12 protein-coding genes are annotated in these 13,620 nt (G+C 60.4%); 7 read left to right on the top strand and 5 right to left on the bottom strand.

The genetic code is table 11. From position 1 onward, the window contains the following. The first annotated feature begins 383 nt into the window (after window positions 1–383). A complete protein-coding gene (locus ACM6IV_RS24910; protein ID WP_008081091.1) occupies window positions 384–863 on the top strand; it encodes an Lrp/AsnC family transcriptional regulator in 480 nt (159 codons plus the stop codon). Between the two features lie 293 nt (window positions 864–1,156). After that, window positions 1,157–1,366: a DUF2788 domain-containing protein gene (locus ACM6IV_RS24905; protein WP_007909655.1), complete on the top strand. Its 210-nt coding sequence runs from the start codon at window positions 1,157–1,159 to the stop codon at window positions 1,364–1,366. On the opposite strand, the gene ACM6IV_RS24900 is transcribed toward ACM6IV_RS24905, so the two are convergent. From ACM6IV_RS24900 to ACM6IV_RS24885, 4 genes are all read right to left on the bottom strand, one after another. Continuing rightward, entirely contained in the window at window positions 1,361–1,996 is a 636-nt protein-coding gene (locus ACM6IV_RS24900; protein WP_414872055.1) for a pseudouridine synthase, read from the bottom strand. The genes ACM6IV_RS24905 and ACM6IV_RS24900 overlap by 6 nt on opposite strands. 70 nt (window positions 1,997–2,066) lie before the next feature. Continuing rightward, window positions 2,067–3,566, bottom strand: coding sequence for an AMP nucleosidase (gene amn, locus ACM6IV_RS24895; RefSeq protein ID WP_163019592.1), 1,500 nt, complete (start codon window positions 3,564–3,566; stop codon window positions 2,067–2,069). A 180-nt stretch (window positions 3,567–3,746) separates the two neighbouring features. Continuing rightward, on the bottom strand, window positions 3,747–5,396 hold the full coding sequence (locus ACM6IV_RS24890; protein ID WP_414872054.1) for an acyl-CoA dehydrogenase family protein: 1,650 nt from the start codon (window positions 5,394–5,396) through the stop codon (window positions 3,747–3,749). 95 nt (window positions 5,397–5,491) lie between these two features. Next, entirely contained in the window at window positions 5,492–7,846 is a 2,355-nt protein-coding gene (locus ACM6IV_RS24885; protein WP_414872053.1) for a 7TM diverse intracellular signaling domain-containing protein, read from the bottom strand. A 303-nt stretch (window positions 7,847–8,149) separates the two neighbouring features. Here ACM6IV_RS24885 and ACM6IV_RS24880 point away from each other — a divergent pair, with 303 nt between their 5' ends. The 4 genes from ACM6IV_RS24880 (at window position 8,150) to ACM6IV_RS24865 (ending at window position 11,668) form a co-directional block, all read left to right on the top strand. After that, window positions 8,150–8,947 (top strand): hydroxymethylpyrimidine/phosphomethylpyrimidine kinase, encoded by a 798-nt coding sequence (locus ACM6IV_RS24880; protein WP_007909650.1) that lies wholly within the window; start codon window positions 8,150–8,152, stop codon window positions 8,945–8,947. Window positions 8,948–8,965: 18 nt separating this feature from the next. Beyond that, window positions 8,966–9,589, top strand: a complete 624-nt coding sequence (gene thiE, locus ACM6IV_RS24875) for a thiamine phosphate synthase (protein WP_414872052.1) — start codon at window positions 8,966–8,968, stop codon at window positions 9,587–9,589. 15 nt (window positions 9,590–9,604) lie between these two features. Then, window positions 9,605–10,888: a glutamate-1-semialdehyde 2,1-aminomutase gene (hemL, locus tag ACM6IV_RS24870; protein ID WP_414872051.1), complete on the top strand. Its 1,284-nt coding sequence runs from the start codon at window positions 9,605–9,607 to the stop codon at window positions 10,886–10,888. 225 nt (window positions 10,889–11,113) lie between these two features. After that, window positions 11,114–11,668 (top strand): tetratricopeptide repeat protein, encoded by a 555-nt coding sequence (locus ACM6IV_RS24865; RefSeq protein WP_003228518.1) that lies wholly within the window; start codon window positions 11,114–11,116, stop codon window positions 11,666–11,668. A gap of 112 nt (window positions 11,669–11,780) precedes the next feature. On the opposite strand, the gene ACM6IV_RS24860 is transcribed toward ACM6IV_RS24865, so the two are convergent. Then, window positions 11,781–12,110, bottom strand: a complete 330-nt coding sequence (locus ACM6IV_RS24860) for a DUF1820 family protein (RefSeq protein WP_003185742.1) — start codon at window positions 12,108–12,110, stop codon at window positions 11,781–11,783. Between the two features lie 133 nt (window positions 12,111–12,243). Between ACM6IV_RS24860 and miaB the strand changes: the two genes are divergently transcribed. After that, window positions 12,244–13,572: a tRNA (N6-isopentenyl adenosine(37)-C2)-methylthiotransferase MiaB gene (gene miaB, locus ACM6IV_RS24855; protein WP_414872050.1), complete on the top strand. Its 1,329-nt coding sequence runs from the start codon at window positions 12,244–12,246 to the stop codon at window positions 13,570–13,572. Window positions 13,573–13,620: the final 48 nt, after the last annotated feature.

Here is a 13,620-nt window from a genome sequence, read left to right as displayed (position 1 = left end):
TTCTGCAACAGGTTATCAGTCACGCAACTTATTTATTGAGCGCGACAGCCTCAAATCGCAGGCAAGAAAAAAGGGAGACCCGTCGGCCTCCCCTCTAGAGAACTTCGTCCTGGCTCGACGCTTTTGACGTCGGCTCACCTCACGCCGTCTTCTGGACAGTGTGCAGCTCGGGGGCCGGCACAACCCCGGTGGGGGTGGCGACCGCGGCGGGCCTGATAGGGCGGGCCGCTGTGGACTGTGTTACCGAGCAGTGATTCTGGTGATAAGAATAGGCCTGAGGCCGCGACAGATGATTGCGAAGATTGCTGAAATAAACACCACTTGCGCAATTTTTAACCCTGGATAGATAATCCGCCGCAATAGTTACAACCAAGGACAGATTGATGAGCAAACTCGACCGTTACGACCTGAGTATTTTGGCGGAATTGCAGCGCGACGCCCGCATCTCCAACCAGGAGCTGGCCGAGCGCATCGGTCTGTCGCCGTCCCCTTGCTCGCGCCGGGTCAAGCAGCTGGAAGACGACGGATATATTTCGCGTCAGGTGGCGTTGCTTGATCGCAAGATGCTTGGGCTGAGCCTGACAGCGTATGTACTGATCGGCATGGATCGGCACACGCCGGAGCGATTCGAGAATTTTGAGGCAGCCATTCGGACGTTGCCGCAGGTGCTGGAATGTAGTCTGGTGACGGGTGTGGATGCCGATTACCAGTTGAAAGTGGTGGTGCCGGACATGGATCACTACCAGAAGCTGTTGCTGGGGCACCTGACCCGGATTGAAGGCGTGACCAGTGTGCGTTCGAGTTTTGTGCTGAATCAGGTGCTCAACAGCACTGAACTACCCTTGACCCACCTGCGCAACTGATCAAAAGCCCCTCATCGGAACGCCGCCCGCCCAGCCCTCTCCCCGAGGGAGAGGGGGCCGACCGAGGTGTCTGAAGTCATGCATCGACCTGAAATATCGGGTCGATTATGGATTCACAACATCTGGACCAAGTCGGTGTAGTTCTCAAGCATCCCCCGGTCAGTCCCCTCTCCCTCTGGGAGAGGGTTAGGGTGAGGGCAACAGTTCCGGATCAGACCCAGATCAATGCCACCCCACACACCTTGGCGTATACTCGCCGCGCCCTTTTGCCCCGTGCGCGCCGGAGAAACCCAATGGATCCAGCATTATTAGAAGAGTGGATGATGACCGGACTGGTCAGCATCCTGATCATTTTCATGGGTTTCATCGTCTGGGATCTGGCGAAGAAGTCCAAGGCCGGGCGCTTTGGCTCGTTCATTCTGTTCTTCGTGCTGGGCCTGGGCGTGGCCGCGTTCATCATCAAGAGTGTGGTGATCGGCCTGATCGAATCCGGCGCTTTATAAGCGCGCCGGCACTTCCTTCCATTGGCCCTGATCAAGGCCATCGATCGTCCAGTCACCAATTCTCACCCGCACCAAGCGCAAGGTTGGCAGCCCGACTGCTGCGGTCATGCGCCGTACCTGACGGTTGCGCCCTTCGCGAATCACCAGTTCCAGCCATGAAGTCGGTATGGTTGCGCGAAAGCGTACCGGTGGATTGCGCGGCCACAACTCGGGTTCATCCAATTGCCGCGCTTCGGCGGGCAAGGTCATGCCGTCGTTCAACTCAACGCCATCGCGCAGACGCTGCAGCTGTTCGGTCGTCGGCACGCCTTCGACCTGCACCCAATAGGTCTTCGCCAACTTGTGTTTCGGATCGGCGATGCGCGCCTGCAACTGGCCGTCGTTGGTCAGCAGCAACAATCCTTCGCTGTCACGATCAAGACGTCCGGCCGGATAGATGCCGGGCACATCGATGAAATCCTTGAGCGTCGCCCGCCCTTCACCGTCGCTGAATTGCGTCAGCACATCGAACGGTTTGTTGAACAGGATCAGCTTCGGCTCGGCCGGCGGTGCCTTGGCAACACGACGCGGGGAAGAAGACTGAGGCTTCGCGCCGGGGCGGCGGGAAGGTGGACGTGGAGGACGGGACATGGCGAAAAGAACATCTAACGGTCAGGGCTGACAATGCTAGTAGCCTGACCGTTAAATGACCATCAACAAATCAGCGGAACGGCGGCTCGTCGAAGCTGCGCAATTTGCGCGAGTGCAGCGAGTTGAGTTCGGTGCGCAGCAGATCCACCGCTTCGATGCCGATCTTCAAGTGCTGGCTGACCGCACGCTCATAGAAGGCGTTGGCTGAGCCTGGCAGCTTGATCTCACTGTGCAACGGCTTGTCCGAAACGCAGAGCAACGTGCCGTACGGCACCCGCAAGCGATAACCCTGCGCGGCAATCGTGCCGCTTTCCATGTCCACCGCGACCGCGCGGGACAGGTTGATCAACGGCCGCTCCTGCGCCCAGCGTAATTCCCAGTTGCGGTCGTCGTAAGTCAGCACGGTGCCGGTACGCAGGCGTTTCTTGAGGTCATCGCCCTTCTCGCCGGTGACATTCGCCGCAGCCTGTTGCAGCGCCATTTGCACTTCGGCCAGTGCCGGGATCGGAATGTTCGGCGGCACTACACGGTCGAGAATCCCGTCGCGACGCATGTAAGCGTGGGCCAGCACGTAGTCGCCGATGGTCTGCGACTGCCGCAGGCCGCCGCAGTGACCGATCATCAGCCAGCAATGCGGGCGCAGCACGGCGAGGTGGTCGGTAATGTTCTTGGCGTTGGACGGGCCGACGCCGATGTTGACCAGGGTCACACCATGGCCATCGCTGGCGATCAGGTGATAGGCCGGCATCTGGTAACGGTGCCAGACCACACCGGCGGCAATGGCCGACGCTTCGCCATGATCCATGCCCTTCTCGATGATCACGTTGCCCGGCAGCACCATGCGCACGAAACGCGGGTCGCGGCGTAGTTGCTCCAGACCATGGACGATGAACTGGTCGACATAGCGGTGATAGTTGGTCAGCAGAATCCACGGCTGCACATGACGCCAGTCGCTCCCGGTGTAGTGCACCAGCCGGCGCAGCGAGAAATCCACGCGCGCCGCATCGAACAACGCCAGCGGCAGCGGATCAGTGTTTTCCCAATCGTACAGACCGTCGGCGATGCCATCGGTGGCGGCGGACAGGTCGGTACTCGGGAACACCCGCGCCAGCACGGCGGCAGTGACGCCGGAACCGGCCAGTTCATCGCCCTGCTCGACCACGTACGGATACGGAATGTTCTGCTGGCTGACGCCGACTTCCACGGTCACGGTGAAGTCGTGCATCAACGGTGTCAGTTGTTCGAGCAGGTATTTGCGGAATGCCGCCGGGTGGGTGACGGTGACGCTGTACGTGCCCGGCAGCTGCACCTTGGCATAAGCGCGGGTGGTCTGCGGCACTTCGCCCTGGCAGTGATAGGTCAGACGCAGTTCGGGATAACGAAACAGGGCACGCTGCGCTGCGTCGGGTTCGACGCGATCCTTGAGGTAACGCTTGAGCGCCGAGTTCAGCGCAGTGGTGGCCCGCTCATGCAACTCGGCCAGACGGTCCACGGCTTGTTCGGCGGTTTGAACGACAATAAACGCTTCGGTCACGATCAGCTTCCTGTGTTCTGACTTGCAGAGCTTCATCTTGCCTGCATCGTGGTCTCACGGGAACAGTGGCATGTTGGCAACCGCACAATATGTCAGGCATACCCGATCCCTGTAGGAGTGAGCCTGCTCGCGATAGCGGTCTACCTGTCGACATTTGCATTGACTGATACACCGCAATCGCGAGCAGGCTCACTCCTACAAGGGACTTGTGGTGGGTCAGAGAATCTGTGGCGTTGAGCGGACAACCAGGGCTTCGACGTCGAGGCCGCGTGGCAAGGCGCCGTAGACCCGGCCACCACCGCTCAATCGGCTGGCAATAAATGCATCACTGACCGCTGAGTTGCCGGCCTCCAATAGAAGCTTGGCCTGCAAACCGAGTGCGATGTCTTCGGTGAGTTGGCGTGCCCGGTACTGAATGTCGCTGGTGTCCTTGAACTGCGCCTGCAACTGCTGAATATGCGCAGCCAGCCGCTTATCGCCGTGGCCGTCACCCAACTCACTGAACAACACATCCAGCACACCCGGTTCTTTCGACAACGCCCGCAGCACGTCCAGACACTGCACATTCCCCGAGCCTTCCCATGTCGAGTTCACCGGCGCTTCGCGATACAAGCGCGGCAGGATGCTGTCCTCGACATACCCCGCGCCGCCCATGCATTCCGCTGCTTCGTTGATCATCCCCGGCGCACGCTTGCAGATCCAGTATTTGCCCACCGCCGTCACCAGACGCGCAAATTGCGCTTCATGGCGATCATCCAGATGATCCAGCGCCTTGCCCATGCGCAAACTCAGGGCCAGCGCGGCTTCGCTTTCCAGGGCCAGATCGGCCAGGACGTTTTGCATCAACGGCTGCTCGCTGAGCAGTTTGCCGCCGACCTTGCGGTGTGCGCAGTGGTGACTGGCCTGCGTCAGCGCCTGACGCATCAGTGAACTGGAACCGACCATGCAATCGAAACGCGTCATCGCGACCATCTCGATAATGGTCGGCACCCCGCGCCCTTCCTCACCGACCATCCACGCCAGCGCGCCACGGAACTCCACTTCGCTGGAGGCGTTGGACTGATTGCCGAGCTTGTTTTTCAGACGCTGGATGTAGAACTGATTACGCGTGTCGTCCGGGCGATGGCGTGGCAGCAGGAAGCAACTCAAGCCCTTGTCGGTCTGCGCCAGCGTAAGGAAGGCATCGCACATCGGTGCCGAACAGAACCACTTGTGCCCGACCAATTCATAGGCCTGGCCCGGGCCACTGGCGCCAACCGGATACGCCTTGGTGGTATTGGCCCGCACGTCGGTGCCGCCCTGCTTCTCGGTCATGGCCATGCCGATGGTCACGCCGGCCTTGTGCGCCATGCCGACGTTGCGCGGGTCGTATTCGGTGGCGAGGACTTTCGGCAGCCATTGCTCGGCCAGGTTGGCTTGCAAACGCAGGGCCGGCACGCTGGCGAAGGTCATGGTCAACGGGCAACCGCTGCCGGCTTCGGCCTGACTGTGCAGATACGTCATCGAAGCGCGGGCGACATGCGCGCCGTCCTGGGGATGCGCCCATGGCAGTGAGGTCAGACCGTGCTCGATCGCCGTGCGCATCAGTTCGTGATAAGCCGGGTGAAACTCGACCAGATCGATGCGATGACCGTAGCGGTCATGGCTGGCAAATACCGGTTTGTTCTGATTGGCAAGGAACCCGGCTTCCATCAACGGTCCGCCAGCGAGCGCGCCGTAGGCATCAATCCGCGACTCCGCCCAACCGGCCCCAAAGCGCCGCGACCACTCCTGCAACGGCAGGTCGATGCGGTACAGGTTGGTGCCGTCCAGCGACGGTGGCTGGTTGGTGACTTCGTGGGTTTCGGCGAACTGATGCAGGTTCATGACGGTGCTCCTTGGTCATTCAGAAGGTCAGTTAAGCACCGCCCCCAGATCGATCAAAGTGTCATATCCGCCGAATTTGCGGCGCTTTTACCCTATCAGCAGCACAGTACCCGGCGCTCTAATGCGGACTGCAACTCTTCGAATTTCACCGGTTTGTTCAGATAATCAATCGCTGCACTGGCGATGCACAGCTCTCTGTCGGCATTCGGAGCCAGCATGAATACCGGCAGGTGGGCGCAGCCAGGCAGCGCGTGAATCTGGCAGCACAACGACGTGCCATCGTGAGCGGGTAGCTGGCAATCGATAAGCACTGCATCGAAGGTTTCCCGCTGCAGGCAGTCCAATGCCGCTGGCCCGTTGTCGGCGGTGCGCACGCGAAAGCCGAGCTTGAGCAACATCCCGCGCATCACCAGTTGGTTAACGCTGTTGTCATCGACCAGCAACACGGTGCAATCCTGTGGCACCCGAACACGACCGTGCGACGGCTGGTCGATCGGCACAGATTCCACCACCGGCAGTTCGAACTCGACGTCCAGTTGAAAGCGGCTGCCGCGCCCGGGTTCCGAGCGATGCGTGAGCTTGCCGCCGAGTAATTCGACCAGCTGTCGACAGATCGCCAGACCGACGCCCAGGCCGCCGTATTCGCGAGTCATCGAACCGTCCAGCTGGAAGAAGCGCTGGTACATCGTCGCTTCACCCAGATCGGTAAAACCGATGCCGGTGTCGATCACCGCAAATGACAATGCCAGGCGATTGGTCGTCGACGGCTTGCCAGTCACCCGCAGCGCCAGCCCGCCGACGCGGGTGAACTTGATTGCGTTATCCAGCAGGCATTCCAGGCATTGCGCGAGTTTGGCGCTGTCGCCGTGCAGGCGATCGGGCAAAGTCGGCAGCACCTCGACCTTGAAGTCCAGCGACTTGCTCGCCGCATTGCCGTCGAACTGCACCCGCAGCGCTTCGACCACCGCGCGCAGGCTGAAGCTGCCCGGCGACGCCTTGAGCTTGCCGGCCTGCAATTCGGTAAGGGTGAGGATGCCGTTGACCATGCGCATCATGTCCCGCGCGGAACCGGCGGCGGTCTGCTGGTATTGCTCAAGCTCCGGATCCAGCTCGACGGTCTGCATCAGCTCAAGCGAACCGATCACACCGTTCATTGGCGTACGCAATTCGTGGGTCAGCGTTGCGAGGAATTCGTCCTTGAGCTTGTTGCTGTGGGCCAGTTGCTGGTTGAGTACTTCGAGTTTCTGCCCGGCGTCGTACAAGGTCTGCGCCTGTTGCTCACGCATCGCGTTGATCCGGTCGGCCAGTGCCAGCGACAGCAACGCCACTTCGATCGCCGAGCCGATCTGGCTGGCGTACATGGTCAGGAACACATTCGGCAGCAAGCCAAGCACCATCAGCGTATTGACGATGCCACCGAGCAGAAACGCCGACCAGGCAATGATGAAGTACCGCGCCACGCGCAAGCCGCGCCACCAGGCCAGAATCCCGGCGGCGAAAATCACCACGGTGAAGGTCAGCGCCAGTATCGTCGCCAGGCGCAACGACAACGCATAACTGGTCATCAGCGACAAACCGACCACCAGCGCGCCGAACGCGATCAGCGCAAGCAGCAAGCGATCGAGCCAGCGGCTATGGTTTTTGGTCTGCAGGAAACTGCGAGCAAACTGACTGCCGAACAGCCCCGCACAGCCGATGAAAAATGGCGTGGCCGCGTTGGCCCACCACGGATTGTCCGGCCAGAAATACTCCACCGCCGCGCCGTTCACCGACAGTTGATAAAGGCCGAACGAGGCAATATAGAAGATGTAATAGAGGTAACTGGTGTCGCGCACGCTCAGGTAGATGAACAGGTTGTAGACCAGCATCCCCAACAGCACGCCATAAATGATGCCCAGCACATACAGGCGCACCGGTTGGTCTTCGAGGTAAGCCGTGCTCGACCACAACGTCACCGGTGCCTGAATCGAACCTTCGCTGGCCAGTCTCAGGTACACGGTTTGCTGTTGATCCGGTTTGAAGGAAAGGTCGAACAAATAGTTGTTCTGGCGAATCTCGCGACTGGCGAATGGCAGGGCGTCGCCGGTTTGCCGGACGAGGCGGTAGTCACCACTGGCGTCAGGCATATAGAGGTCGAGATGATCGAGCGGCGGATACGCCAGTTCCAGCAGCCAGGTGCGCTGGGCGGCAGGATTGCTCGGACGATAATGCAGGTCGATCTTCAGCCAGAACGCCGAGCGCGAGTATCCGGCATTGAGCGTGGCTTTATCGTGAGCCTTGAAATTACCGGCGGCAGCTTGCGCGCGAACATCGGCAATGTTCGCCTGACCGCTCGGGTCTTCGAACACTTGCAATGACCGGCCCAGAGGGAGGCTCTGAGTAAATTCGTCGAATTCGACAGCGCTCGCCATGAGGGGCAAGCAGAACAACAACATCAGCAAATAGCGCATTGAAGCCCCAGCGTGGCTCGTCCGGTTGTGTCAGGAAGCCCCCCATTCCCTTTGAGTAGACGTAAAACCGGTATTACCTGTTATTGGTTTGGATCCAGACTAGCATAGCCGTTGATGGCCATTAAGCACCATCGAAATTTTTCCTACAAAGGCTCTAGAACGGGCGTTTCAGAGCAAAGCAGCGGACTAGAGCTGTTGAGTCGGTCAAGTTGTGACAGTACGGTCGGATTTGTCTGCCGGGTTATCGGCCATGCACAACGGCACCGAACCCGAAAATCAGGTTTGGTGGTAAGCTCGCGCACCATGAATATCTACAGCTCTCGCCCCGTTGTCCTCTGTCTCTCCGGCCACGACCCCAGTGGTGGCGCCGGCTTGCAGGCAGATATCGAAGCCTTGCTCGCGCAGGGTTGCCATGCGGCTCCGGCCGTCACCGCCCTGACTGTGCAAGACACCGTCAACGTCACTGACTTCCGCGTCCTCGACCGTGAGTGGGTGTTGGCTCAAGCCAATGCCGTGCTCAACGACTCCGAAGTCGCGGCGGTCAAACTGGGCATGCTCGGTTCGCTGGAAATGGTCGACACCGTTGTCGAACTGCTTTCGGCGCACCCGCACTTGCCGGTGGTCTGCGACCCGGTGCTGCGCGCCGGCGGCGGCGGTCGCCTGGGCAAGGACGAGGTCGGTTATGCGATGCGCGAGCGTCTGCTGCCGCTGTCGATCATTGCCACCCCTAACCTGCCTGAAGCACGCATCCTCGCCGAACTGCCGGAAGGCACTGCCGACGAGTGCGCGGAAAAACTCCTGCCGTTCGTCAAAAACCTGCTGATCACTGGCGGCCACGGCGACGAAACTGAAATCCATAACCGCGTGTACAGCCGCGACGGCCTGCGTGAAACCTTTATCTGCCAGCGTCTGCCGGGCAGCTATCACGGTTCCGGTTGTACCTTGGCCAGCGCCCTCGCCGGCCGATTGGCCCAAGGTGAACACCTGGCCAGCGCTGTACGCAGCGCACTGGATTACACCTGGCGCACTCTGCGCGATGCCGAACAACTGGGCAAAGGCCAGTTCGTCCCGCGTCGCCTGCCGCTGGATTTCTGCTCGTAACGTCGTGAGGTCTGCCCGATGAAACTACGTGGCCTGTATGCCATTACCGACAGCCAACTGCTGGCGGGCAAGTTTCTGTCTTACGTGGAGGCGGCGCTGGAAGGTGGCGTCACCCTCCTGCAATACCGCGACAAGAGCAGCGACGAGGCTCGCCGCTTGCGCGAAGCCGAAGCGCTGCGCGATCTGTGCGAACGCTACAAGACCCAACTGATCATCAACGATGATGCTGAACTGGCGGCGCGCCTCAACGTCGGTGTGCACCTCGGCCAGACCGACGGCCCGCTGTCGCCGACCCGCGCCCTGCTCGGTTCGAAAGCGATCATCGGCTCGACCTGCCACGCGCAGATCGCACTGGCCGAACAAGCGGCCAAAGAAGGCGCGAGTTATGTCGCCTTCGGCCGTTTTTTCAATTCCAACACCAAGCCCGGCGCGCCGACCTGCAGCCTCGATCTGCTCGCCGAAGCCAAACGCACGCTGCACCTGCCGGTCTGCGCGATTGGTGGCATCACCCTCGACAACGCCGCGCCGCTGGTGGCCCATGGGGTCGACCTGCTTGCCGTGGTCCACGGTGTGTTTGGTGCCGAGAGCACCGCCGAAGTGACCCGCCGCGCCCGCGCGTTCAATGAATTACTGAAAGTCTGATTTGAGAGCCCGATCATGTCTCGTTCCGAAACCCTGTTTGCCAATGCCCAGAAACACATCCCCGGTGGCGTGAACTCGCCGGTTCGCGCGTTCAAGAGCGTCGGCGGCACACCGCTTTTCTTCAAGCACGCCGAAGGCGCTTACGTCACTGACGAAGACGACAAGCGTTATGTCGATTACGTCGGCTCGTGGGGGCCGATGATCCTCGGCCACAGCCACCCGGACGTACTTGATGCCGTGCGCAATCAGCTGCAACACGGCTTGTCGTACGGCGCGCCGACCGCGATGGAAACCGAGATGGCCGACCTGGTCTGCTCGCTGGTGCCTTCCATGGACATGGTGCGTATGGTCAGCTCCGGCACCGAAGCGACCATGAGCGCGATCCGTCTGGCCCGTGGTTACACCGGCCGCGACAGCATCATCAAATTCGAAGGCTGCTACCACGGTCACTCCGACAGCCTGCTGGTCAAGGCCGGTTCCGGCGCATTGACCCAAGGCGTGCCGAGCTCGGCCGGTGTGCCAGCGGCTTTCGCCAAACACACCCTGACCCTGCCGTTCAACGACATCGACGCGGTTGAGAAGATGCTCGCCGAAGTCGGACAGGACGTGGCGTGCATTATTGTCGAGCCGGTGGCCGGCAACATGAACTGCGTACCACCGGCGCCGGGCTTCCTCGAAGGCCTGCGTTCGCTGTGCGACAAGCATGGCGTGGTGCTGATTTTCGACGAAGTGATGACCGGTTTCCGCGTCGCCCTCGGCGGCGCCCAGGCGTACTACGGGGTCAATCCAGACCTGACCACCTTCGGCAAGATCATCGGCGGCGGCATGCCGGTCGGCTGCTTCGGCGGCAAGCGTGAAATCATGCAGCGCATCGCGCCACTGGGTCCGGTTTATCAGGCCGGCACCTTATCGGGCAACCCGCTGGCGATGGCGGCTGGCTTGACCACGCTGCGTCTGATCAGCCGTCCGGGCTTCCATGCCGAGCTGACCGACTACACCACGCGTCTGCTCGACGGCCTGCAACAGCGCGCCGATGCTGCTGGCATCCCGTTCGTGACGACTCAGGCAGGCGGCATGTTCGGCCTCTACTTCAGCGGCGCCGATGAAATCGTCACGTTTGAAGACGTGATGGCCAGCGACGCAGCCCTGTTCGGTCGCTTCTTCCACCTGATGCTGGAGGGTGGCGTCTACCTGGCTCCGAGCGCCTTCGAAGCCGGTTTCACCTCGATCGCCCACGGTGAGGCCGAGTTGCAACTGACGCTGGACGCTGCCGAGCGCGCTTTCGCCGCACTGAAGTAATCGCACCAACGCTGACGTTGGCTATCGCCAGCGTCAGCATTCGCCTACATCCGTGCTGTTTTTCCGAGGCTCCTGCTAAAAATCTCCCCTGAAGTGGGCGATATATTCCCCGCGCAGCAGAAAAACGAGTAAAGACTTTGTAAGGTTGGCCCTGCTTATTTCATAATGCGCGCTTATTGGATCCCTCGACGGGTCCGCGTGCCCTTCAGAGGTAAGTCGATTCCCATGAACCGCACCGGCCGCACCCTTGCCTTGGGCTGCCTGTTGCTCCTTCAGCCCCTGCTCGCGCATGCACAAGCAGGCGGCAACTCGTTGTTGATCCCGGCGATGGGTCGTTGCACCCTCAATACTCAGCCGCAAGACGTCACGCAGGCACTGGCCGCCTGCCAGAAAGCGGCGGACGAAGGGGATGCACAAGCGCAATACGAGTTGGGTGAGTTCTACTACGACGGCAAGAACGCGCCGCGCGACCTCAATCAAGCCCTGAGCTATTTCGAAAAGGCCTCGTTGCAAGGCCACGCTCAGGCGCAATTCAAACTGGGCACCATGTTCTTCCACGGTGAAGGCGTGCAGGCCAACAACATTCAGGCGTACATCGTGCTGAAGATGGCGGCGGTCAACGGCGCTGAAGATGCGCTGGACACGGCCGACGAAGTTTCCGAAAAAATGTCCCGCGAAGATCTCGAAACCGCCACTCAGGTACTCGGGCAAATCTTCCGTAAATACCTGATGGAACTGCAAAGCGCCGATGGGCGTACGCCGTTCTCACCTCTTCCCTGATTTCTCTATAGATTTTTCTGGCCGCATTCGCGAGCAAGCCCGCTCCCACATTGGAATGCATTCCTCTGTGAGAGCGGGCTTGCTCGCGAATGCGGCGACGCGGTCTTGAGGCTTACTTCTCAGGCATCGGCATCGGAAACGGCATCACATTGCCGACCGCGCCGCGGGCTTCGCTGATTTTCGGGGTGCCCAGACGTTCCACTTCGTCGATGCGCACGATCGAGTGCATCGGCACAAAACTGCGCACCACGCCTTCGAACTGTGCCTTGAGCTTTTCTTCGCTCGGGTCGACGACCACTTGCGTGCGCTCGCCAAAGACGAACTCTTCCACTTCCAGAAAACCCCACAGATCACTTTGATAGATCTGCTTGGCGTACATTTCGAACACCTGGCCCTGGTTGAGGAAAATCACCTTATAGATTGGAGCTTCGCGTTTGGTCATGGCGGGGGGATAACATCGGGGATAAAAATGAGGGCGCAAACTATAGCATAGCCACCGGACGCGCAGCGGTAGGAACCTGAGTGCTTGTTCCCTATAATGCGCGGTTCTTTGAATCACGTGATGACCCTAATCCATGGCCAAGAAGCTTTACATCGAAACCCACGGTTGCCAGATGAACGAGTACGACAGCTCGCGCATGGTCGATCTGCTGGGTGAACATCAGGCCCTGGAAGTCACCGCGCGTGCCGAAGACGCCGACGTGATTCTGCTCAACACCTGCTCGATTCGCGAGCGCGCCCAGGATCGCGTGTACTCGCAGCTCGGCCGCTGGCGCGAACTGAAACTGGCCAACCCGGACATGGTGATCGCCGTCGGCGGTTGTGTGGCCAGTCAGGAAGGCGCGGCGATTCGTGATCGCGCGCCGTACGTCGACGTGGTATTCGGCCCGCAGACCCTGCACCGCCTGCCGGAAATGATCGACGCCGCGCGTATCACCAAACTGCCGCAAGTCGACGTTTCGTTCCCGGAAATCGAAAAATTCGACCACTTGCCCGAACCGCGTATCGATGGCCCGAGCGCTTACGTGTCGGTGATGGAAGGTTGCAGCAAGTACTGCACGTTCTGCGTGGTGCCTTATACCCGTGGTGAAGAAGTCAGCCGGCCGTTCGACGACGTGATCGCCGAAATCATCCACCTCGCCGAAAACGGCGTGCGTGAAGTGACCCTGCTCGGGCAGAACGTCAACGGCTATCGTGGCGCTACCCATGACGGACGTCTGGCCGATCTGGCGGAATTGATCCGCGTAGTCGCTGCCGTCGATGGCATCGACCGCATCCGCTACACCACCTCGCACCCGCTGGAGTTCTCCGACAGCCTGATCCAGGCTCACGCTGAGGTGCCGGAACTGGTCAAGCACTTGCACCTGCCGGTGCAATCGGGTTCCGACCGGATTCTCGCGGCGATGAAACGCAACCACACGGCGCTGGAGTACAAATCCAAACTGCGCAAACTGCGCGCAGCGGTACCGGGGATCTGCATCAGCTCGGACTTCATCGTCGGCTTCCCTGGCGAGACCGAGAAAGACTTCGAACAGACCATGAAACTGATTGCCGATGTCGGCTTCGACTTCTCCTACTCGTTCGTTTACAGCCAGCGCCCCGGCACCCCGGCGGCCGATCTGGCCGACGACACCCCGGAAGAGCTGAAGAAGGAGCGCCTCAACGCGCTGCAACATCGCTTGAATCAGCAGGGCTTCGAGATCAGCCGACAAATGGTCGGTTCGATCCAGCGCATTCTGGTGACCGACTATTCGAAGAAAGACCCGGGCGAGCTGCAAGGACGCACCGAGAATAATCGTATCGTCAACTTCCGCTGCGACAATCCAACCCTGATCGGCCAGTTCGCCGACGTGCACATCGATGCGGCACAACCGCACTCGCTGCGGGGCTCGCTGATCCAGTAACACCACATTCCCCTTGTGGGAGCGGGCTTGCTCGCGAAAGCGGTGTAT

The sequence above is a fragment of the Pseudomonas sp. IT-347P genome (assembly GCF_949768005.1).
GTDB lineage: Bacteria > Pseudomonadota > Gammaproteobacteria > Pseudomonadales > Pseudomonadaceae > Aquipseudomonas.
The sequence above is the reverse complement of the archived record's forward strand: the minus strand, read 5'-3'. Positions and strand labels throughout refer to the sequence as shown.

Excerpts from the sequence above, each read along its gene's own strand:
- hemL (WP_414872051.1), top strand. The coding sequence starts at position 9,605 with ATGTCTCGTTCCGAAACCCTGTTTGCCAATGCCCAGAAACACATCCCC.
- thiE (WP_414872052.1), top strand. The coding sequence starts at position 8,966 with ATGAAACTACGTGGCCTGTATGCCATTACCGACAGCCAACTGCTGGCG.
- ACM6IV_RS24865 (WP_003228518.1), top strand. The coding sequence starts at position 11,114 with ATGAACCGCACCGGCCGCACCCTTGCCTTGGGCTGCCTGTTGCTCCTT.
- amn (WP_163019592.1), bottom strand. The coding sequence starts at position 3,566 with ATGAAGCTCTGCAAGTCAGAACACAGGAAGCTGATCGTGACCGAAGCG.
- ACM6IV_RS24910 (WP_008081091.1), top strand. The coding sequence starts at position 384 with ATGAGCAAACTCGACCGTTACGACCTGAGTATTTTGGCGGAATTGCAG.
- ACM6IV_RS24860 (WP_003185742.1), bottom strand. The coding sequence starts at position 12,110 with ATGACCAAACGCGAAGCTCCAATCTATAAGGTGATTTTCCTCAACCAG.
- ACM6IV_RS24880 (WP_007909650.1), top strand. The coding sequence starts at position 8,150 with ATGAATATCTACAGCTCTCGCCCCGTTGTCCTCTGTCTCTCCGGCCAC.
- miaB (WP_414872050.1), top strand. The coding sequence starts at position 12,244 with ATGGCCAAGAAGCTTTACATCGAAACCCACGGTTGCCAGATGAACGAG.
- ACM6IV_RS24905 (WP_007909655.1), top strand. The coding sequence starts at position 1,157 with ATGGATCCAGCATTATTAGAAGAGTGGATGATGACCGGACTGGTCAGC.
- ACM6IV_RS24885 (WP_414872053.1), bottom strand. The coding sequence starts at position 7,846 with ATGCGCTATTTGCTGATGTTGTTGTTCTGCTTGCCCCTCATGGCGAGC.
- ACM6IV_RS24890 (WP_414872054.1), bottom strand. The coding sequence starts at position 5,396 with ATGAACCTGCATCAGTTCGCCGAAACCCACGAAGTCACCAACCAGCCA.
- ACM6IV_RS24900 (WP_414872055.1), bottom strand. The coding sequence starts at position 1,996 with ATGTCCCGTCCTCCACGTCCACCTTCCCGCCGCCCCGGCGCGAAGCCT.